The sequence below is a fragment of the Paracoccus subflavus genome, from assembly GCF_004310345.1.
Lineage (GTDB): Bacteria > Pseudomonadota > Alphaproteobacteria > Rhodobacterales > Rhodobacteraceae > Paracoccus > Paracoccus subflavus.
In genome coordinates this window covers 1-19,243 of the sequence record NZ_SISK01000014.1, presented here as the reverse complement: position 1 = coordinate 19,243, position 19,243 = coordinate 1, and the positions used below count along the sequence as shown (strand labels likewise).

Sequence of the window (19,243 nt, the reverse complement as noted above, 5' to 3'; positions counted from 1 at the left end):
ACGCAGAGATGGGTGCCCTGTCATCTTTGGAGACGTGAACATTAGCATAGGGCGTCGGTCGGGCGATGCCTCCCAAGGCAGAGGGAGACGTCAGGATCGATGGTGGGTCCGACTCCGGATTTCCTCGAACAGCCGCCGCAGCGCGAAGGAGCGCGCGATGCTCACCACGGTGAAGACCGCGCCCATCTTCAGCTTCTGCGCCAGCGTCGTGTGCAGGCCGAAGATCGGGAAGATCAGGATCTGCGTGACGACCGCGACGCCGTAGCCGACGATCACGTTGGCGACGGACTCGACCAGCGACATGAGGCGGGACTGCTTCATGCTGCGGTCTTGCGCTTTCGCGCGGTTTCTGGGGCGGCGTCCGTGGCCGGGGGCTCGGTGTCGTCGCCCAGCCGCTCGGTCCTCACCTGCGCGAAGGTCCGGCCATCCCCATCGAGGATCGCGTCGCCGCTTGTTTCGGCCTGCCAGCGTTCCACGGCGACGTCGATGTAAGCCGGGCTGATCTCCATCGCGAAGACGCGGCGGCCGTTGGCTTCGCCCGCCATGATCTGCGAACCCGAGCCCGAGAATGGCTCGTAGCAGAGCCCGCCGCGGGCGACGTGCTGGCGCATGGGGATCCCGAAAGCATCGAGCGGTTTCGGCGTCGGGTGGTCGGGGCGCTCGTCCTTCGCTAAGGACGGCATCTCCCAGGTCGACGGCAGCGTTTCCTCCGCCACCTTCGGCGGCCGGTTCGGGCGGCGCCAGCCCATGAAGCAGGGCTCGTGCTTCCAGAGGTAGTGGGACCGGGTCAGGACACCGCGGTCTTTCACCCAGATGATCTGCTGGTGGACGAAGGCGCCGGCCTTCTCCCAGCAGGCCTCCAGCATCGCCTGGCGGCGCGAGGCGTGCCAGCAGTACCAGGCGGCGTCGTCCGTGATGGCCTCCGCAACCGCAGCCGCGATGAAGCCGTCGTAGAGTTCGGCGCCCTGCGAGGAGTCGTCCCACGTGGTGCCATAGGACGCGGACCAGTCCTTGTTGCGGGTCGGATGGTTGGACCCGTCGTAATCAACCAGATACGGCGGGTCGGTCGCAAACAGGATCGCCCGCTCGCCGTTCATCAGGCGGCGCACGTCGACCGCGCTGGTGCTGTCGCCGCACAGGAGGCGATGGTCGCCGAGGATCCAGAGATCCCCGGTTCGTGATGCTGGATTGCGCGGTGGCTCCGGGATGGTTACCGGCGGCACGGAGCCCCCAGCGCCACCTTCTTGCCCGTCATCTTCCGCGACGTAGGCCAGCAGCTTGTCCAACTCGCCGTCGGAGAAGCCGACCAGCGACAGGTCGAAGTCGTCGGCCAGCAGGTCGTTCAGTTCCGCCGACAGCAGCGCCTCGTCCCAGGTGCCGAGTTCCGTGAGCTTGTTGTCCGCGATGCGATAGGCCCGGCGCTGCGCCTCGGTCAGGTGGCCCAGCACGATCACCGGCGCCTCGGTCAGCCCGAGCTGCGTCGCGGCCAGCACCCGGCCGTGGCCCGCAATCAGCTCACCGTCCTCTGCGACGAGGCAGGGCACGGTCCAGCCGAACTCGGCCATGCTGGCGGCGATCTTGGCGACCTGGTTCGGCCCGTGCGCCTTCGCGTTCTTCGCGTAGGGCTGGAGCTTGGCCAGCGGCCACGTCTCGATCGCGTGCGGGGCGAAGCTCAGCGTCATGGTGGGCAAGGTTCCTCGGTCGGGTGGATGCCGGTGGCTTCCGGACTCCGGATGCCGGGCTGGACTCCAAGCGGGGTCCAGCGGGCACCAGCGGTGTCCGGTCGGAAGGCCAGCGTTCATTGGTGTTTGCGCGGGGCGCGAGCGGGCCCGGCTTCCGGGTGGCTTCCCAAAAATCCGACCCTGTCGCTGGCGATGTCCCGCGCTTCGCCCGCCAGCATACGAATATCGCCAGGAAGGAACCGCGAAGTCGGCTGAGGGGGCTTGGCGGAGGCGGACAGCGGCCCGCAAGGAAAGGATCAGCGCCTTTCCTTTTCCAACAGACCTGCCAACGAAAGGATGGTTTCGCTCGGGACCGCGCCGCGCGCGCCTCTCCCGAGCTTATCCCGAACCTAGCCCCTGAACCGGTTTTCTGTCCCGTCGAAAACTGTCCGCCGCACACCTTCCCCTGTGGCGCGCAGAGCTACGCGCCACCGGCCAGTTCGATCACGCGCCGCTTCGACAGGTTGCGGTTGAACCGCCGCCGGTTGAGCCTCAGCGAGATCACGCAGAGCCCGTAGAGCCAGTGCTGGTGGGCGGCCGAGCGCTGCAGTCCGACCGTCCAGCAGATGGTCTTCCACCGCTCGCCATGGGCGCGCATCCAGACGATCTTGCCGTCGACGGGGTCGAGGCACGCGGTCCAGGTCAGCGTCTCCTCCATCCGGCTGATCGCCTGCGGCGAGGGCAGCACCCGCATGGGCTTCGGCTCCTGGCCCACCTTGTCGGCGAAGCTGTGGACGATCTCGGGCCATGTGCTGAAGTAGCCCTGCCGTCGCGGCTCGGGCAGGCGCTTGAGCACGAAGGCCGCCTCAGCGAGACGGGCCTCGACGAGGGACGGGGTCCACTTATCCATGGCGCCCTCCCTCGTCGGAGGGGCGCGGGCCGTAAAGCTTTTCACCCAGCTGGCGGACGAGTTCCCGCTCCGGCCAGGTCAGACGCGCGTCCTCGAGCAAGACGGCGAGCAGACCCTGCTCACGCCAGCCCTCACGCTTCACCTGGTCCGGATCCCAGCGATGGCCGCCGTAGCCCTTGGGGTGCCACCTCATGCGACACCCCCGTTCGTCTCGATCGCCCAGAGCAGGAGCGCGATGGCGTCGGCCTCATTGTCGTCGGCAGGGCTGAAGCCTCGGGCGCGGGCCGCCGCGATCATCGCCTCCTTCGGCGCGTTGCCCTTTCCGGTGGCGTAACGCTTGATCGTGCCGACCGGAACGCCGGCATATGGCACGCCGCGCAGTTCGGCCCAAGCTGTCAGCGTGGCCATGAGCCCGCCATAGACATGGGCCGCATCGGTTCCGGCGTGGCGGCGCACCTCCTCGAACCAGATCGCGGCGATCGGCCCGGACAGGCGATCGATCTCGGTCAGCCAGTTGGTGAAGCGCAGATAGCGCATACCGCCACCGTCATAGCGGCCGGGCCTGAAGCTCGCGGACCCGCTGGTGATCAGCCCTTCGGCCGAGCGCAACGCCCAGCCGGTGCTGGTGCCGAGATCCAGCGCGAGAATGCAGCGGTCGAGATTGCCGGCAGCCGTGAGAGGCGCCGGGGCGATGTGTGGGGAGCGGTCCATGACGACCTCCTCTTCGAGTGAGAGGCCGAGGCGGCACGGCTGCCTGGTGAGGGCAGCACGCGCGCCCGGACCGGGATCGCGAGGTCTGGTCACGGTCACGTTGTCGATGCCGGGAGCGCCCGGCGCTTCCTTCAATGGCTTCACTCCGTCCGCTTGAAGGAAGTGGGGACGCAAGCCATTGGCAGAATGAGGATAAATCTCTTTTTTCAATATTTCAGTTATTTCATGGGGTATGTGTGTGGCGTCGCTCCCCATCCACGCGCGCGAGGGTCTCTGCGTGAAATATTGAAAGAAGTCCGCCGCGCCGGATTTCCGTTCCAGGACGGAGGCTTGGGCGGGTACTTCCTTCAAATGAAGGATGGGGGCCGTTGAAGGAAGCATCGTCCCGGCCCTCAACGCAGCGCCCGGAAGCGCATGGCCTTCCGACCCCCGGTCTCCTGCTCCACCGTGACGATGTCACCGCTCTCGACCAGCGTGAGCAGGATGTCATCGCGGTCGCGCGCCCGGAGCCATTGCGAGGCGCGGGTCAGCTCGGACTTGGTGACGCCTGCCGACCCGGCCTTGCGGATGATCTCGCGCACGCGTTTCAGATGCGCCTCTGTCTCGGTGTCGGCGACGTGGCGCTCGACGGCGTCGATGGTGCGCCGGGCGAAATGGCGCACGAAATCGATGGCCCAGAGGGCATCCTCGACACGGATGACGGGGTGGACCGCATCCCGCCCCACGGCCAGGACGAGCGCGACCTTGGCCGCGTTCTCCCCGATCCGGGCGAGGATCGGCGTCTGAAATGTGCCGGCCGCGGCCCTGAGCTCGGCTGTGATCTCCTCACCCAGCGCGTCGAAGCGCGCCTGCGCGTCGCCGTCCATCGGCACGGTCATCGGATCGACCGCGGTCGCTGGTCCGGATGTCCGGCCGGCGAGGTTGCCGCTGGCCTGGCTGCCGCCTTCGGCGAGCCGCTGCAGCCCCTCGATCAGCGGCCGGGGCGATCTCCGGAGCCCGGCACGGCGGTTCTCGTCCGGGTAGTCCTCCTCGCTCGGGAGGATGATGAGCCGGGCGAGCGAGCCGTCCACCACATTGGCGCCCTGCAGCGCCCCCCAGAAATGCAGCGGCGTCGTAGTGCCGTAGACGCAGAGGCAGGGCTGCACGATGTCGCGGCGCTCGTTCGAGCCGTCCCGGTTCGCGTATTCCGCGCCGAGAAAGACCCCGCTGGCCGCAGTGTAGAGCTCGGTCATGTTGTCGAGGATCTCGGTGATGTGGCGCGGGCTGCGCTTGCGGTCAGCCGCCGCCGAGAGGAACATCCCGAACTCGTCGATCTGGAAGAGGATCGCGGGCTGACGGTGGAGCGCGGTCAGGAGCCCCGCGCCGGAGGCGATCTTGTTGCCGCCGAGGTGGTGCGCGAGCCCGGCCTCGAAGAACAGCTCGTTGACGACCTCGCGGGCGTGGTTCTTGCCCGACCCGCTGTCCGCAATGCCGACGATGTAGAGATTCGTGCGCAGGTCGGTCATCGTGCGGTAGCGCCGCCCCATCAGCGCGCCGAGAGCGCATAGGCTGGCGCCCACCGCGAGAAGCGGCTGCGGTCTGCGTGCGGTGTCGATCATGTACCGCGCGAGATCGCCCACGAGCCCGCCCGGGATCGTCAGCGTGAACGATGGCGCAGGCGGGAGGATCGGCATCGGGGCATCGGGCTGGGCGAGCCGCGCGAGGAGGCCCGCCGCGGGATGTTCGTCGCCCGCGCAGACCTTCTGGCTGCCGTCTAGCAGCAGGTCGGGGTCGGGGCGCCAGCCCTTCTCCATCGCGAGGTGATAGATCGTGCCGGCGCCGATCCGCGCGGGCTTGAAGCTCGCCCATGCCTTCGCCGTCGCGGCCGGGTCGTTCTTGGCCGCCTGCGCCGACCACTCGGCGAAGAGAGCAGCACCCTCCTCGCCCAGCGCGCCCTTCAGCGCCATGCCGATGCGCATCCAGCTGTCGTAGTCGAGCTCGGCGTTCGGCAACCAGGCGAGCGCGCTCCGGATCGCGGCCAGCGTACCGGCCTGCGCGTGCGCCGGCAGACACTGATGCCCGGCCCCGTTCGCCCCCTTCGCACCGAGGCTCTTCGGGCGCAGCTCGGGCGGGATCAGCGCCAGCGCCTCGTCGAGGAAGGCCGCCGCCTTTTCCGCGTCGATTTCGGGCAGGCTCTCGATGTCGAGATCCGCGAGCCCCTCGTCCGGCCAGGCATAGGGCTGGCCGGTATCGGGATGCTTGGCATAGGCCACGAACTGCTGTCCGAGGCAGAGCACCTCGAGCGGCGTGCGCCGGATCCCGGCGAAGGGCTCTCGCGAGCGATAGACCAGCAGCCGCTTCGGTGCCTTGCCGATCCTGAGCGCGGGCGTGTCGCCCAGCCGCTCGCGGGCCAGCCGCTCGATGCGGAGCGCCAGCTCGCCATCCTCGGCAATATCGATGTCGAGCGCGGCGACCGCACCGCCGACGATCCCGACGCCGCAGTTGGGCCAGCTGGACCAGGTCGCGACCTCAAGCTCAGTCGTGGCGCGGCTCGCATGCCGGTTCCACTGCGGGTAGTCGTGCCAGCCCGCGCGGGCGAACTGGCCGGGCTTCTTGGTGCCGGGCGCGATCGGCAGGATCGCGTAGCCGTTGGTCACGAGACGCGCGCCGACGCGCGCCATCCACGAGGTGTCCGCCATCAGAAGGGCACCTCCGGGATCATGCCGTCGAGCCGTGCACGGTCCTTCGCCGCCAGGTCGCGCAGGTGGTCGCAGTAGCCGGTGACGATCACCTCGACGAAGGTGTCCCACTCCTCCTCGCTGAGTTGGGCGAGATCGGTCCGGCCGAGGCTGTCGAGATAGGCGCCGCCGGCCTTTCCGCCCTCGACCATGGCCGCCGTCTCATTGGGGGTCGGATCGATCATGCCCGACCTCCGCTGGCAGATGTCCTGGCAAAACCGGCTGCAGAGTTCTCTGCGGCTCGTGTCGCGCCGCGGGTCGGAGACGCGGAAGCGCGCGTCGAACCAGCCCCAGCCGCGGGGTTCTCGATGGCAGACGGCGCAGAGCCCGGCACGGACGTAAGGCATGGGGCGAACCTGTAGGCGGTGATTTCGGTGAAGCGGCCCGCGGGGCGGACGGCGATCTCGGTCGGGCGACGCAGCCGGTTGGCCAGCAGGAGCGCCTCGTCGACAGACTCGGGCACCTCCAACTCGGGCGCCCGCTCGCGCCACCAGCTCGCGGCCTTTCGGCGCGGATAGCCCTCGTGCTCGAAGCAGACCCATTCCGTGTGGAAGGCGAGCCCGCAGCGGTAGGTGACCTTCAGCGAGACCCGCCCGCCGCGTTTCTCGTGGCGGCTGAAGGTGACGTCGGTGACGCCGACCCACTGCGGCTTGCCGGTGGACAGCACCTCCAGCGTCGAGGCGGTCGGCTCGAGCTTCACCTCGCGGCCGGGGAACTCGAAACCGCAGTCGGGGCATTCGAGCGCCGCGATGGCCACGATGGTCCCGCATTTCGGGCAGATCTTCGTGGGTGGCGGCCCGTCGCCCGGTCCCCCCGGCCGTTTTGGCCGCACCAGATCGATGGGGCCATGCCGCCGGACATTGCCCGCGAAATCGAGAACGAGGCAGTTCTCCTTGCCCTCGGCGAGCCGCGTGCCCCGACCGGCCATCTGGACATAAAGCCCGGCCGACTTCGTGGGCCGGAGCATGGCGATCAGGTCAACGGCCGGCGCGTTGAAGCCCGTCGTCAGCACGCCCATCGAGGCCAGCGCCCTGATCTCGCCGCGCTTGAAGGCGGCAATGATCCGGTCGCGCTCGTCCTTGGGCGTCTTGCCGAAGATGGTCGCGCAGCTCACCCCGCGGCGGCGGAACTCCTCGGCGACATGGGTTGCGTGGCGAACGCCGGAACAGAAGGCGAGCCAGGACCGGCGCGTCTCGCCATGGGCGATCACCTCGGCCACGCCCGCGCGCGTGATCGCGTCCTGGTCGACCGCGTCCTCGAGATCGCGCGCGATGAACTCGCCGCCGCGCGATCCCACGCCGGTCACGTCGAGGCGGGTCTTGGTCTGCTTCGAGATGAGCGGGGAGAGATAGCCCTGATCGATCAGGTCCCGGACCGACACCTCGTAGGCGATGTCGGTGAAGAGCGCGTTCTCGCCCTCGTGCAGCATGCCGCTGTCGAGCCGGAATGGCGTCGCGGTCAGACCGATCACCTTGAGCGCGGGGTTGATCGCCTGCAGGTCGGTGAGGAAGCGGCGATACATGGTGTTCGACCGGCCCGGAATGAGATGGGCCTCGTCGATCAGCACCAGATCGGCATGGCCGATGCGCGTCGCCTTGTCGTGGATCGACTGGATGCCGGCGAAGAGGATCCGGGCCCGCGCGTCGCGGCGGCCGAGCCCGGCCGAGTAGATGCCCGCAGGCGCCTCGGGCCAGAGCCCCAGCATCTCGGCATGGTTCTGCGCGATCAGCTCGCGCACATGGGTGACGACCAGCACGCGCTGATCGGGCCAGGCCTTGAGAACGCCGTCGATGAAGGCGGCCATGACGAGGCTCTTGCCGCCGGCCGTGGGGATCACGACGAGCGGGTTGCCGCTCTCCTTCTCGAAATAGCCGTAGATCGAGGCGATCGCGGCCTGCTGGTAGGGGCGCAGGGTCAGCATGCGGCGGCCTCCTCTTTGCGGGCGTCGTTGGTCCAGGCCGAGCCGTCGCGCATGCGGTAGGAGACGAAGTCCTCGCCTGCGTCGCTCACCTCGCCGGGGACGAGATCTGGGATGAACAGGTGCCGGGCGCAGGCGCGGCGCTGGTCGGCAGGGTCGAGTTGCCGACCGTGACGTGCGCAGTGCCAACCGCCCTCGACCTGTGTCGAATGCAGGCAGGACCGACAGGTGACAGCCGCGGCGTCCTCGCCGTGGCAGAGCCCGTGGTGGTCGCAGAACCGGCACTCGAACCAGGCGGGATCCGCGCTGATCCGCTCGGGCGGATGCTGGGCGAAGATGATCCGCCGCGCCTTTTCCAGCAGGCGCTCGCCCGTCTCGGGGTCGGCCGGAACACACTCGATGTGCAGCGCGTCGGTGTCCTTGCAGACCGCGACGTAGAGCGCCCGCGTGATGCCGGTCAGGTGCATGTACACCTGCATCTGCGCGGCGTGCTGGGGCTTGGCGAGCACGACACCCTTGGCGACCAGCTCGGCGAAGCTCTTCGCCGAATGCGTCTTGAACTCGACGACGTGCCAGGTCTTCGGCGCCTCGAGCAGACCGAGGGCGACCGCATCGAGCGAGCCGCCGAAATGCCCGCCATGGGCCTCGACGCGGAACTGTCGCCCGGTCTCGGGATCGACCTCCAGCACCGTCGCACCGGTGGCGCGCAGGTCGCGGACGAGCCTGGCCTCTTCCAGCTGGCCGGTCTCGAACAGCCGCAGGATGCGGCCCGCGTGCCGCGCGGGCGTCGCCCAGCGGAAGTCATACCAGAGCGCGCGAGCGCAGGACTTGCCGATCAGCGAGGCGCCGAGGTGGTCGCGGAAACCGTCGCCCTGCCGGGCCTCGTAGGAGGCATAGATCGCGGAAAGGGTCGGCGTCGGGGGTTCGGGAAGCTCTGCCATCAGCATGCCTCCTCCCGCTCGAGCCGCACCCGCGCCTCCGCCAGCACCGCGGTCCAGGCGGCGCTGTCATGGCGTTCGCGCAGGACGGCGATGATCATGTCCTTGAGCCGTTCGCGCCGGCGGCGGCCGCCCTGACGGGCGACGATCTCGGCGCGCTCGCGATTGAGGTGGCGCAGCGCCGTGCGCGCGCGGTGAAACCAGTCGGGGTCGATCGGCTTCGCCGTCCGCTGCCGCGTCAGATCGGCGGTCGCGATCTGCGTGCGGATCTTCGCGATGGCGTCCTCGATCTCGATCAGGCGCCGGGTGTCGTCAGGCAAGCCGGGGGCGTTCGCGGCCACGCAGGCCGCGTCGGTGGTGTTGGTCATGGTCTGTCTCTCGGTCTGGCGATGTCCGGGCCGCGAGCCAAGTCTCAGCCCGCGGCGGCCGAGGGCGTCAGCTCTTGCGGTTCCAGGGTGCGGTGGCCGGGCGGGCGGGCGCCGACTGCGCGGGCGCGCTGGTCGGCTGCGTGGCGGCGGGCTTCGGCGGGGTCGCCTGCGCCGGGGCCTCCGGCACCAGGTAGCGGATCGTGTTGCGCTCGCCGTAGCCGTCCTTCGGGGGCTTCACCCCGACCTGGATCGTCATCGGGATCAGGTGCAGCTCCTCGCTGTCGTTCACCTGCAGCTTGCCCGTGGCGTGGCAGATCGCCGACAGCGTGCGCTGCGCGATCTCGACCGTGGTCGGGTTGGCGTTCACGAGGTTCAGCTGGTCGAAGACCTTGCGGCCCTGCTGCGGCCCCTCGAGGATGTCGAGCATCAGCCAGAGATACTTCCCCATCCCGTTCTTCGTGACGCGCATCTCGCTCTCGACGATCTGGGCGCGGTACTTGCCCGCGGGCAGGATCTCGTGGGCGGTGGTGGGCTCGATGCCGGCGGCGTCAAAGGCGGTGTCGAAACGTGCCATCGTGTTGTCCTTTCAGTCGTAATCAGGCGGATTGGGGCATGGCGGCCAGGAACTCCGACCACTCGAGCGGGAGGGTTTCCGGCAGGCCGTAGCGGTTCTTGGCGAGGAAGGCGGGGCGCTCTTCGGTGTGCATGACGCGCGCGCCGGACCCGAGCGCCCGGGTCACCTTCTTGTTGAAGCCCACGTCGGACTTGCTCACCGAGATCCGGTAGTTGGCGAAGAGCACGACGTCCGAGTGCTCCTGCAGCAGCGCGGAGGCGCGGGCCTGCAGCTTGATCACGTACCGGTCGTAGGGTTCGTGCTCGGGGCTGTCGAAGCGCTTGATGTCGGTGTGGGCGATCTGGATGACCGCCATGCCCTTCCGGTCGCGGAGCGCGTTCAGCTTGTCGATGTACTCGCGCCAGATGGTCAGCGCCTCGGCATAGCCTTTGCCGAAGCCGGGGCTTTCGATCGACTGCCAACCGTTGCGCCGGCAGGCCTCGGCCCAGATCAGCGGCTCCAGCCAGTCCACGCTATCGACGACCACCGTTGAATAGGCATGGTCTTCGTCGAGCAGGGCGTCGAGCGCCTCGGCGACTTCGGCGTAGCTCGTCGCCAGCGGGAAATGCGGCACCTGCAGCTTGCCGAGGCCGTCCTCGGTGAGGACGAACACCGGCGCGTCGGCGGACGCGGCGAAGGTGGACTTGCCGATGCCGGCGACGCCATGGATCAGCACGCGCGGCGGGCGCAGCACCGTCGATGTTTGCAGGGATGCGAGCGAGATGGCCATCAGCGCGCCTCCTCGCCGAGCAGCAGCCGGAATTTCGGCTTGGCCGTCCGGACCGTGCGCGCGGGCTCGAACTCCTGGCGGATGTCCTTGGGCCAAGCGGTGTACTTGCGCTCGGGGACGCTGAACGCGATGTCGACGTACTCGGCGGGATCGGCGCCATCGGCCCGGATGCGCTCGACCAGGTTGGCGAGCGTCGCCTGGTTCCAATCGACTCGCTTGGCGAGCTCCGCGACCACGGTGACCGGGCCGTCCTGCAGCCGGACCGTGCCGGTATCCTTGCCCTCGGCGCGGCGAGCAGCCTGCGCCTGATCGCCGTACTTCAGCGCGATGGCGCCATCGAGCCAGTCGCCGAGGGTCTTCGCGGCGCGCAGCCGCTCGTCGGCTTCCTGCTTCAGGAGCGCCAGCTGGTCGCCCGGCAGAGCGGCGATTTCGCCGACCGGCATGGTGGGAAGGTCGTCGAGGGTGATGCGGTTGGGGATCGTCATGGCAGCCCCCTCACGCCAGCTTCACGGCGGGCTTGTCGGCCGTGCTCGAGCAGTGCCGGTTGGCCTCGTAGGCCTCGACATCCTCGAGCCGGTAAACGACCCGGCCGCCGATCTTGATGAAGGCGGGGCCCTCACCGGTCCAACGCCAGCGCTCCAGCGTGCGCGGGCTGATCTTCCATCGAGCCGCCAGCTCGACCTGGTTGAGATGCGTGACTGACATCGTCGTCTCCTTCGCGATTGGCCGAATGCCTGCGAACGAGACTGGGGTGTGCGAGGGGAGGAGATCGGGAGGGCGGAGGGAGGGGAGACGGGAGGAATGCAGATCGGGGCCCGCAAAAAGGAAAAAGGCCGCCCCGAAGGACGGCCTGATCGTCGTGATTCTTGGTGGCGTCACACCTCGAGCCAAGCGCTGGAGCCGCTCTCCCGGATGACCTCCTGCCACGTGGGGTGGCCGTCGAAGAGATTCTTCAGTCGCTTCACGGAGGGGCCGCACTCGGCCTCCTCGAGGATGCGCGCGACGGGCAGCACCGGATCCCCGTCAAGCTTGGCCTCCGCAAGCATGGCGACGGCGATCTTCTGCTTGCCGCCGGTGAACTCGTGCCACCTGCCGTGCACGATCAGCACGCCGCCGTCGCCGGAGACCCATACAGGTCCTCTATGCGACGGTCCCTTCAGCAGGCGTGCGCTCAGGACTTCCGGGGCGACGGCGAGCCCATCTTCATGATCGACCACATCCGCCAGCGCGACGAACTCGTGGCCCCGGATGAAGCGGAAGCGGTTCCGGGCCGGAGGGTCGAGAACGAGGACCACCCGAAGCCCATCGGCCGGCCGGCGCGCAACGAGCTGGCGGAACTCCTCGAACACGGCCGGCGTCGTCAGACCGCGGGCGACCCAGATCCCTACACGTGCCCTTCGCTTCGGCAGCCGCGCCGTCCCGAAATCCAGCACAGCGCCGTCGAGGTAAGGCACCGGGTCTTCGCCGAGCGAACAATCGAGCCGGGCGACCACCCGTCGAGCTGATGCTGCCATGTCCAGCGCATAGACCCGGCGGCGGGCGCTCGCCTGTTCGTTATGCCAGGCCGCATTGCCGAGATGCCCATGTTGCCCCGTGATCGGGTGGGCGATGACGGACGTCGGGGTGTCGTCCAGATCGTCCTCGGCAACGACAGACATTGCGCTGCCGCGCTGCACGAGCAGTCCGGCATCCATCAGCGTCTTGCCGGCGCCGCGCATATGCGCCAGCGCCATGGCCGAAACCCGCGCATCGCGGGTTCCGGCGATCGACGAGAGCAGTCGGCGGGCGGCGGGATCAATCCTCGAAGAGCTGCAGGTCATCGACCAGGATCCCCCAGCGCCGCAGGTACTTCTCGCCGATCATCTGCTCGGTCGCGGTGCGATCCTTCAGATCGCAGCCATGCGGCCAGGTGATCGTCAGGGTCAGCGTGCGCCGCCTGTCGCCTCCCGGGCGGCGGGCGAGCTTCACGGCGATCTTGGCCCGCGTGACCACATACCCCTCGCTCAGGGGCGTGCGATCTCCGAACCGCTCCTCCGCCTTTGTCCAGATCTTCTCGTCGGCGCGAGCGGGCTTCTCCAGCGTCACCCTCAAGTCGCTGTCGTCGATCGGCATCAGCCGCATTTCGCGCACGTCGACGCCCTCGATCCCGTCCTCCGGATCGACCGGGAAATCATACGGGTTCAGAAGCACCGAGAGATCATAGCAGCGCAGCGGCAGGCGGTTCTCCTTGAACTCGATGCCGAGGAGGTGCGTGACCGTCGCCTTCACGATCTCGCTTCGTGTCGCCTTGTCGTTGGCGATCACCTCAATGCCGCCGGTCGCGGGCTCGTAGGTCACTGCGGCCTCGAACACGGGACGATAGGCCTGCCGGACAAGCAACCCCTTGTCGTCGAAGCGGAGCAGATCGTCGGGCCGTCCCTCGCGGTAGATCGTCACCTGCACCAGGTCGCATTCGTCGCCCTCATGGGGCGTCCTCACCCGGTCGAAGATGTCGACATGGGCATGGGCAGCGCCCGAGAACTGCTTGATCGCGGAGACGAAGGCGTGGCGGGCCGACGCGTCGCGCTGCACGACGCATCCGGCGTCGGTCATGTAGCCGGCCCACATCCGCCCGCGACGGCGGTCCACCGTGAAGCGAACTTCCTCGGCATGACGAAAGCGGTCCTGCGCGTTCAGGAACATCCAGAGCGACCGCGCGTGCGGGTTCGCGAGCCCGTCGAGGAGGGCGGGATCCTCGGCCACGCTGTAGATCGCGGCCTGCCCCGGCTCGTCGGACAGGGTATGGACGCGCTCGGCGTCGTTCGAGATCCGGTCGCGCTGGAAGCGGGACATCTGCTCGATGGCGCCGAGAAGCGGCCCGGAGAGGTCGGCGTCCGATGCGGGCCAGTCGAACTCGGTGGGCAAGCCGATCTCCGGCCGGTCGAAGTATTCGCGCAGCGCCTCGCCGGGCGTCTTGCGAAGGAAGGCGGACAGTGCAGTCACAGCGATCTCCTTTCTGGCGATTCCATTTATCGGCTGATCTGCTAATCAGCGTATATCGTGCCGGAGGGGAGTCAATCGAAAAAATACGCACTTCCGCGGATTCGCGATCAGCGGCCGAAGAGCGATGGCTGTCCGCGTGCCGAAGTGATCAGGTTCAGCTTCAGAAGCCTGATGCGCGCGGCCTCTTCGGAAACCGCGAAACGCTCCATGACCATCTGGATCAGCCGCGCGGCATGCTCGGTCGAAACATGGATATCGCCATGCAGCTCGCGCGGACTGCAGTAGTCGGACACGAGGCGACGGACCGGCGTGGCCGGCATCAGCAGCGCGCCGCTGATATAGCCGGCCTGCCATTCCATCCAGTCGGATTGCGGGGCGTCCAAGATGTTGTCGCGCTTGGAGATCGCCTTGTTCGCATTCACGCCGCGCTCGAGCAGGTCGCCGTTGGCGAACTTCTGCGCCCAGAGAGGCCCGTGGAACTTCACGTGCCCGAACTCGTGGGTGAGCGTGGTGCGGAAGCGATTCTCGCGCCGATCATCGGCGGCGATGCCTTCCGAGATGGAGACTTTCGGCCCGCGGTCGGGGAAAAACTCGGTCACCCCTTCTACGTCGGCACCGTACGCTGACAGGTCTGTGCAGCTGTCGAGCTCCGCATCGTTCATCTCGATCAGCACGGTCAGATCCTCGGTCGAAACCGGATACTCGACCTTCTTCTTGCGCTTCAGGAGGAGATCGCGGATCAGCCGCTCGCATTCATCGTCGAGATCCCGCTCGCGGTAGAAGGGTCGCTCGGCAAAGCGGCCCGTGTTGTCACGGATCATCTTCACCATGCGAACCTCCTTACTCTTTCAACGTCTTCCTGAAATTGGCGAAGGCCTCGACGACCTTGTCCGGGGTTGACGCATCCGGTCGTAGATCATCCGGCAGCCGGCCTGCGAGTGCGTACAAGTAATCCTCCGGTATGTTCAGGATGCCGGAGAATTGGCGGATCAGGTGCCCCGAGCTGGGGCTGCGCCGATCGTGCTCGATGTCGTTGAGGTACTGCGGGGATATCGACCCGCCGCCCTCTTCCTTCATCACGCGCGCTGCGAGCTCCTTCTGGCTGAGACCGAGCCCCTTGCGGGCCTTCGAAATCGCCTGGCCGAAGGTCACACCGTCGGCGGACATGGCCGGTTCATCGCTTGCACTCCCTGTCAATCCGCTTGTTCGCGGATATGCGAACACATACGCGTCACACTCGAGTTGATCAACGGAAAGATTCGTGTGCCCTCGGAGCTACGTGGACAGGGTGACGGCGTAACATCGGACGCACGCCCCCTACGGGACGCGCCCGGGCGTCTTTCTCCACAGCAAGTACGTCAGCTACGAACTTGTTGACAGACCGAGCGAGCTTGAACGACCATCTGAGTTGGAGGTCGCCAATGCCACGGATCATATCTGCATACGCACCACCGCTCACGTATGGAGCAAAGGTAGTAGTGGCTTCGCACCTGGGCTCAGTGAGCTACACGATCAGCTACGAACCGGTGGGCGACGCAATTGTCTTGGGCCGAGTGCACTATTTCTCATCACCGAACGGTGAGAAGACCACAGAAGCTCTTCCGAGCGGCGCGACCATTACCACAGCCAATGTCGTAGCGAACGTAGAAGTGGACTTCAAAGGTGCCGCTACCGGCTCAAGCGTTCGCGTAATGATCGATCCGTGACTACAGAATGCCGCTGAGGAATTTTCCATGCCAAACTCCAATTTGAGACAAGCACTTCTGATCACAACGTTTCTCGCCGGGGCCTACGGAAGTCCTGCTGTCGCACAAGAACCTCGAACTTGCTCAAACTTCCAAACAAGTGCTTTCGGCATTGAAGCGCCTTCCTTCAACGAAGAGAGCGCATTTGATCTGCAAATTCGTCAGGAGGCGGATGGCTACCACCTCCGCATTACCGGCGACAATGTCATCTTGTCGGAAGCAACGGCGAGCTCACTCATAGCAGACAGTGCCAACGCCAAGACTGGCCTGAAGTCTCTTACCATTGACGCTCGCCGACTGCGTTTAGAAAGCCCTCTTTCTTTTGTCGATGCAAATATCCGGATAATTGGCGATGAAATCGTTGTGGCTGGAGATGCTCAGATAAACCTCCTTCCCTCAGGCAGTGGCCAACCTCGATCGCTCTCCATCGTTGCCAACACCCTGAAGTTCGAAAACTCGCGACGCCGACCATTTGACTTACAATTCACGCAAGGTAGCGGTGCCATTGTTGAGTTCGTATTGCTGACAGCCCTCTCAAACTCTACGCCGATAGACAGTGCGGACGCTATCTGGCGACGCTTCACCGATTCCGTGGAAATTGAAACAGCCCCCTCAGGATTTAGTTCTACGATTGGCGAGGGCGCGACAGAGACAGTTGCTCAAACATTCAACCAAGAAATGGAGTGGCCGCTATTTTATGCCTCAAAGGTAAAGCGCACCTTTTCTCGCGCGCCTTTTTTGCGTGACGAAGATGGAATCAAGCATAGTGAGTTGGTAGAGATTATCGATGCATATGTTGACTCACTCGCAGAATGGCGTGATCCGTATCCATTGCTTACCGTCCAGACTGTATTGTCCGCCATCGATAACGATGTCGATTTCCAGGGGCGAAGCTCATCCTTTGTCCCGAAGCAGGACGCTTGGAGTCAAGCCACAAATATCGAAGAACTTGCCAACAAGGAAGTCTTTGATCGACTAATTAATATCATCGTCGCAACTGCTTCAAAAAAGGATCAAGCGGAGAAAGCCGTTACCGCTCTTCGCCAACAGTTGACGTTAGCCAGGGACGAGCAGCGCCAAATAGAACGCCGCATGGCAGACGCAAATATCCGATTGCAGGTGCTGGCTCAAAGCATTCAGCGCCTAGACACACTAATTGGTCAGCGCACTGAGACCCTTGCAGAGATGTCCAGAAGGGAGTTTGAACGGCTCAAAGACGCTCAGTCTGTTCAACAGTGGACAACTGTAGCGGCGGCGGCGGTGGTGGTGGCCGCTTCCTTTGGAGCGGCCACTCCCGCAGTCGCCGGAGCAGCAGCAGCTGGCCTCTCCCTAACAGGCGATCAGATTTATCGTCATAATGTAGGCGAACCTTTTCGGCTCCCCGACCTTCTTGCGACAGGCGCGAAAACTTATCAAGCGATCGGAGCATTTCAGTCTTCCTGGCAAAGTTTTCTGGCTGCTCAAGATGTTGCCAAGCAGGTCGTTTACGATGGTCAGACCGTGCTCGAAGGCGATCCTCCAAAAGAGGGCGAGCCCGATAACCGGAAGCCGATCTCCAAGTTTACCGCGACTAAGAATCTTGTTGCCAGCCTCGCCGATCTAGTGGGCAAGGCAGATGGCCTGAGCTCGGGACAGCCGCCTGGCCCGACCCCGATTTCGTTAACGGATCGTGAGAACGAAGACGAGGTGATGAAAGGCTACCTCGCGGAGCGTGCGTCGGCGAACGGAGAGATCAACTCATTGTCGGCACAGCTCCAGTCAGACGTGAGACTTCTTGAAGGCCTTGAAGCAACAATTGCTGACATATCGATAAATATCTCTGAGCTTCTCCAAGTCGATCCAATCAATGACCAGCAGAACGCAAGATGGAATAGCAATGCGTATGAAGTCTGGCAGCTGGAAGTGCGGAGCATCGCCGAGAGGGTAGAGCTGCTGAAGAAGAGTGTATTGTTTGAAACGGGTCGCCCACTCACAGGACCCCTCGACGTCCTAGAGTACCCGAACGAGCTTATCGCAAACATTGATGCTGGAATTTTCGATCCAACAGCGGGCATTGGGAAGGACTATTCAGCTGAGCTGAGAGGCCGCCTTGAGCTGGAGCGTGACAAGTTCCTCAGTTCGGTGCAGACCGTGGTTCGGTCAGCCCGCCGTGAGCTTCAGGACTACTTGGATACTCGCACAGAAGCAGACACCTATCGTCGAACTTTCACACTGAGCTTGGATTCTATTGATCCGATCGAGCGCGCCTTTATGGAAACGCTCAATGGCCAAATAGCTCAGCAGATTGTTTCCGGCGTAGGCACGGAGGAGGTCGATCCAGCGTACATCCCAATCACGCTCACGTCACTGCCGTCTCCAGTTCCCGAACGTGTCACTGACGTTAAGGTTGTTTCGGCAAGTTTCTCTGTACCGTCATCGGCCATTGGCAACAATGCCATCTCGTTTAGCGTAGTTCATCCAGGATATGGCGAAATGCGCCGGCGAAGTGGATGCGCTATTGGAGACTTCAGGAGTCGCCCAGATGACTGGCGTTTCTTTACTACGTTTTTCGAGCAGATTGATCCGGTTTGGTCAAGAGAAGAACCGAGGGCGCTCGAATTGAGTACGGAAACAAGAGGAAGATATTATGCATTTCTTCCGGCCCAGACAATGTACCATATGGTCGTTGGGGTGCACTCAAAAAATTGGCGGCGCATTCCCCGCCTAACTAACATTACCGTGGGCTTCGAGATAATGGAATAGCGAGGGCAAGCTGATGCCGGATTTCCTAGAAGAGTATGAAAAGAACAAAACGCCATCAAGCGTCAACATCGACATCGCTGGCGATGAGGCATTGGAGTTTCCGGCTGATGGTGAAGTGGTGCTGCACGGTCGACGGCTTATTATAGCGAGCAGAAAACTTCATCTGGTTGGCAACTTTAGGATCGTCCAATTTAACGATTCCGACATCGCAGACCCGATCACTGAAGTTGCTCCAAAAGGTTCTGACGGATTGCCAGGAAAAAGGCCAAGCGGTCGCAACGGCTATCCTGGAAAGCCGGGTGAGCCTGGAAAGACCGGCAAGACCGGTCTCGGCGGTTCCGACGCCCCTCTCATCTTCATTGAAGCTGACGAAATCACAGGTGACGGAGCACTTACAATTGTCAATCAAGGGGCGTCTGGCGGAAAGGGTGGTCAGGGCGGACTGGGGGGGACGGGTGGCCGAGGTGAGAATGGCGCGAATGGATCCGACTCGCTGGTTGATTGCAAAGCGGGTGGGGGTGACGGAGGTGACGGGGGGCGCGGCGGCAATGGTGGCCGCGGCGGTATAGGGGGTAAGGGCGGCAAGGGCGGTAGAGTTCGCCTTGGTGGCGCAGCTTGGCAAGCTTACGAGGACAAAGTGTTTGTTGTGGACATTTCCGGAGGCACGGGTGGCCAAGGCGGAGATCCTGGAGTGAAAGGTTCAGGAGGCGAGCCGGGATTGGGAGGAGCGGGCAGCACCTATTGCAGCGGTGGCCGCGGAGGCACAAAGGGGCCGGATGGAGCTGACGGCTCCACGGGCGCCCGTGGTCAGAGCGGGCAGCCAGGGTCGGTTGAGAGAACCTAGTCGCTTTGCTGCCCCGCAAATGGGTTGCTGTGCAGGAGCTCGCCTTCGGCAGCGGGATCCCGGCCGGTATCGACGAATGATCCCAGTCGAGCGGCACTGGAACCAACGCTCATCGCAGGCAAGGATTTTCGCAGCGATATGAAGGACTTCGGCCCCTCTTGCTTCCACAGTGCTTCCACGGTGGCTGGAAACGCAAACGCCGCCCCGGAGGGCGGCGCATAAGCGTTTGATAACGCGGAAAGATTGGTTGCGGGGGTAGGATTTGAACCTACGACCTTCAGGTTATGAGCCTGACGAGCTACCGGGCTGCTCTACCCCGCGCCATGGTTGTCCTGATCGGGGGTTATCGTTTCAGAGAGGGTTG

At 64.9% G+C, this 19,243-nt stretch carries 20 protein-coding genes and 1 tRNA gene; 2 read left to right on the top strand and 19 right to left on the bottom strand.

Annotated features, from left to right (window positions below; translation table 11 throughout):
- Positions 1-90 precede the first annotated feature (90 nt).
- The 17 genes from EYE42_RS14590 to EYE42_RS14505 all read right to left on the bottom strand — a co-directional run bounded on the left by EYE42_RS14590 (position 91) and on the right by EYE42_RS14505 (position 14,715).
- Complete coding sequence (locus EYE42_RS14590) at positions 91-321, bottom strand: DUF7220 family protein (protein WP_130992052.1); 231 nt, start codon at positions 319-321, stop codon at positions 91-93.
- Positions 318-1,682 carry a site-specific DNA-methyltransferase gene (locus EYE42_RS14585; protein ID WP_130992051.1) on the bottom strand — a complete coding sequence of 455 codons (1,365 nt, stop codon included), beginning with the start codon at positions 1,680-1,682 and terminating at the stop codon, positions 318-320. Before EYE42_RS14585 ends, EYE42_RS14590 begins: the two co-directional genes overlap by 4 nt.
- Before the next feature lie 460 nt (positions 1,683-2,142).
- Positions 2,143-2,571 carry a DUF6362 family protein gene (locus EYE42_RS14580; protein WP_130992050.1) on the bottom strand — a complete coding sequence of 143 codons (429 nt, stop codon included), beginning with the start codon at positions 2,569-2,571 and terminating at the stop codon, positions 2,143-2,145.
- A gap of 189 nt (positions 2,572-2,760) precedes the next feature.
- Positions 2,761-3,663 (bottom strand): crossover junction endodeoxyribonuclease RuvC, encoded by a 903-nt coding sequence (locus EYE42_RS16600; RefSeq protein WP_425466572.1) that lies wholly within the window; start codon positions 3,661-3,663, stop codon positions 2,761-2,763.
- An 11-nt stretch (positions 3,664-3,674) separates the two neighbouring features.
- Positions 3,675-5,960, bottom strand: coding sequence for a PriCT-2 domain-containing protein (locus EYE42_RS14565; RefSeq protein WP_130992047.1), 2,286 nt, complete (start codon positions 5,958-5,960; stop codon positions 3,675-3,677).
- On the bottom strand, positions 5,960-6,184 hold the full coding sequence (locus EYE42_RS14560; protein ID WP_028030858.1) for a DUF6511 domain-containing protein: 225 nt from the start codon (positions 6,182-6,184) through the stop codon (positions 5,960-5,962). Before EYE42_RS14560 ends, EYE42_RS14565 begins: the two co-directional genes overlap by 1 nt.
- A complete protein-coding gene (locus EYE42_RS14555) occupies positions 6,181-7,920 on the bottom strand; it encodes a DEAD/DEAH box helicase (protein ID WP_130992046.1) in 1,740 nt (579 codons plus the stop codon). The genes EYE42_RS14560 and EYE42_RS14555 overlap by 4 nt, the downstream gene beginning before the upstream one ends.
- The gene (locus EYE42_RS14550) at positions 7,914-8,864 is read right to left on the bottom strand and encodes a PD-(D/E)XK nuclease family protein (RefSeq protein WP_211657954.1); all 951 of its coding nucleotides are present in this window, start codon (positions 8,862-8,864) and stop codon (positions 7,914-7,916) included. The genes EYE42_RS14555 and EYE42_RS14550 overlap by 7 nt, the downstream gene beginning before the upstream one ends.
- Complete coding sequence (locus EYE42_RS14545) at positions 8,858-9,223, bottom strand: hypothetical protein (RefSeq protein ID WP_130992045.1); 366 nt, start codon at positions 9,221-9,223, stop codon at positions 8,858-8,860. The genes EYE42_RS14550 and EYE42_RS14545 overlap by 7 nt, the downstream gene beginning before the upstream one ends.
- A gap of 67 nt (positions 9,224-9,290) precedes the next feature.
- Positions 9,291-9,797: a DUF669 domain-containing protein gene (locus EYE42_RS14540; protein WP_130992044.1), complete on the bottom strand. Its 507-nt coding sequence runs from the start codon at positions 9,795-9,797 to the stop codon at positions 9,291-9,293.
- Between the two features lie 22 nt (positions 9,798-9,819).
- Positions 9,820-10,566, bottom strand: coding sequence for an ATP-binding protein (locus EYE42_RS14535; RefSeq protein WP_130992043.1), 747 nt, complete (start codon positions 10,564-10,566; stop codon positions 9,820-9,822).
- On the bottom strand, positions 10,566-11,051 hold the full coding sequence (locus EYE42_RS14530; protein ID WP_130992042.1) for a hypothetical protein: 486 nt from the start codon (positions 11,049-11,051) through the stop codon (positions 10,566-10,568). Before EYE42_RS14530 ends, EYE42_RS14535 begins: the two co-directional genes overlap by 1 nt.
- 10 nt (positions 11,052-11,061) lie before the next feature.
- The gene (locus EYE42_RS14525) at positions 11,062-11,271 is read right to left on the bottom strand and encodes a helix-turn-helix transcriptional regulator (protein WP_021096360.1); all 210 of its coding nucleotides are present in this window, start codon (positions 11,269-11,271) and stop codon (positions 11,062-11,064) included.
- Between the two features lie 170 nt (positions 11,272-11,441).
- Positions 11,442-12,386: a hypothetical protein gene (locus EYE42_RS14520; RefSeq protein ID WP_130992041.1), complete on the bottom strand. Its 945-nt coding sequence runs from the start codon at positions 12,384-12,386 to the stop codon at positions 11,442-11,444.
- Positions 12,361-13,548, bottom strand: coding sequence for a hypothetical protein (locus EYE42_RS14515; protein ID WP_130992040.1), 1,188 nt, complete (start codon positions 13,546-13,548; stop codon positions 12,361-12,363). Before EYE42_RS14515 ends, EYE42_RS14520 begins: the two co-directional genes overlap by 26 nt.
- Before the next feature lie 107 nt (positions 13,549-13,655).
- Positions 13,656-14,378: an ImmA/IrrE family metallo-endopeptidase gene (locus EYE42_RS14510; RefSeq protein WP_130992039.1), complete on the bottom strand. Its 723-nt coding sequence runs from the start codon at positions 14,376-14,378 to the stop codon at positions 13,656-13,658.
- 10 nt (positions 14,379-14,388) lie between these two features.
- On the bottom strand, positions 14,389-14,715 hold the full coding sequence (locus EYE42_RS14505; protein WP_130992038.1) for a helix-turn-helix domain-containing protein: 327 nt from the start codon (positions 14,713-14,715) through the stop codon (positions 14,389-14,391).
- A 332-nt stretch (positions 14,716-15,047) separates the two neighbouring features.
- On the opposite strand from EYE42_RS14505, the gene EYE42_RS14500 reads away from it, so the two are divergent.
- Together EYE42_RS14500 and EYE42_RS14495 are read left to right on the top strand one after the other, a co-directional pair.
- On the top strand, positions 15,048-15,254 hold the full coding sequence (locus EYE42_RS14500; RefSeq protein WP_130992037.1) for a hypothetical protein: 207 nt from the start codon (positions 15,048-15,050) through the stop codon (positions 15,252-15,254).
- Between the two features lie 27 nt (positions 15,255-15,281).
- Positions 15,282-18,035: a hypothetical protein gene (locus EYE42_RS14495; protein WP_130992036.1), complete on the top strand. Its 2,754-nt coding sequence runs from the start codon at positions 15,282-15,284 to the stop codon at positions 18,033-18,035.
- A 55-nt stretch (positions 18,036-18,090) separates the two neighbouring features.
- Here EYE42_RS14495 and EYE42_RS14490 read toward each other — a convergent pair whose 3' ends face one another.
- Both EYE42_RS14490 and EYE42_RS14485 read right to left on the bottom strand, forming a co-directional pair.
- Positions 18,091-18,711 (bottom strand): hypothetical protein, encoded by a 621-nt coding sequence (locus tag EYE42_RS14490; protein ID WP_130992035.1) that lies wholly within the window; start codon positions 18,709-18,711, stop codon positions 18,091-18,093.
- Positions 18,712-19,123: 412 nt separating this feature from the next.
- Positions 19,124-19,200, bottom strand: a tRNA-Met gene (locus EYE42_RS14485).
- Positions 19,201-19,243: the final 43 nt, after the last annotated feature.

Excerpts from the sequence above, each read along its gene's own strand:
- EYE42_RS14590 (WP_130992052.1), bottom strand. The coding sequence starts at position 321 with ATGAAGCAGTCCCGCCTCATGTCGCTGGTCGAGTCCGTCGCCAACGTG.
- EYE42_RS14585 (WP_130992051.1), bottom strand. The coding sequence starts at position 1,682 with ATGACGCTGAGCTTCGCCCCGCACGCGATCGAGACGTGGCCGCTGGCC.
- EYE42_RS14580 (WP_130992050.1), bottom strand. The coding sequence starts at position 2,571 with ATGGATAAGTGGACCCCGTCCCTCGTCGAGGCCCGTCTCGCTGAGGCG.
- EYE42_RS16600 (WP_425466572.1), bottom strand. The coding sequence starts at position 3,663 with ATGCTTCCTTCAACGGCCCCCATCCTTCATTTGAAGGAAGTACCCGCC.
- EYE42_RS14565 (WP_130992047.1), bottom strand. The coding sequence starts at position 5,960 with ATGGCGGACACCTCGTGGATGGCGCGCGTCGGCGCGCGTCTCGTGACC.
- EYE42_RS14560 (WP_028030858.1), bottom strand. The coding sequence starts at position 6,184 with ATGATCGATCCGACCCCCAATGAGACGGCGGCCATGGTCGAGGGCGGA.
- EYE42_RS14555 (WP_130992046.1), bottom strand. The coding sequence starts at position 7,920 with ATGCTGACCCTGCGCCCCTACCAGCAGGCCGCGATCGCCTCGATCTAC.
- EYE42_RS14550 (WP_211657954.1), bottom strand. The coding sequence starts at position 8,864 with ATGCTGATGGCAGAGCTTCCCGAACCCCCGACGCCGACCCTTTCCGCG.
- EYE42_RS14545 (WP_130992045.1), bottom strand. The coding sequence starts at position 9,223 with ATGACCAACACCACCGACGCGGCCTGCGTGGCCGCGAACGCCCCCGGC.
- EYE42_RS14540 (WP_130992044.1), bottom strand. The coding sequence starts at position 9,797 with ATGGCACGTTTCGACACCGCCTTTGACGCCGCCGGCATCGAGCCCACC.
- EYE42_RS14535 (WP_130992043.1), bottom strand. The coding sequence starts at position 10,566 with ATGGCCATCTCGCTCGCATCCCTGCAAACATCGACGGTGCTGCGCCCG.
- EYE42_RS14530 (WP_130992042.1), bottom strand. The coding sequence starts at position 11,051 with ATGACGATCCCCAACCGCATCACCCTCGACGACCTTCCCACCATGCCG.
- EYE42_RS14525 (WP_021096360.1), bottom strand. The coding sequence starts at position 11,271 with ATGTCAGTCACGCATCTCAACCAGGTCGAGCTGGCGGCTCGATGGAAG.
- EYE42_RS14520 (WP_130992041.1), bottom strand. The coding sequence starts at position 12,386 with ATGACCTGCAGCTCTTCGAGGATTGATCCCGCCGCCCGCCGACTGCTC.
- EYE42_RS14510 (WP_130992039.1), bottom strand. The coding sequence starts at position 14,378 with ATGGTGAAGATGATCCGTGACAACACGGGCCGCTTTGCCGAGCGACCC.
- EYE42_RS14505 (WP_130992038.1), bottom strand. The coding sequence starts at position 14,715 with ATGTCCGCCGACGGTGTGACCTTCGGCCAGGCGATTTCGAAGGCCCGC.
- EYE42_RS14495 (WP_130992036.1), top strand. The coding sequence starts at position 15,282 with ATGCCAAACTCCAATTTGAGACAAGCACTTCTGATCACAACGTTTCTC.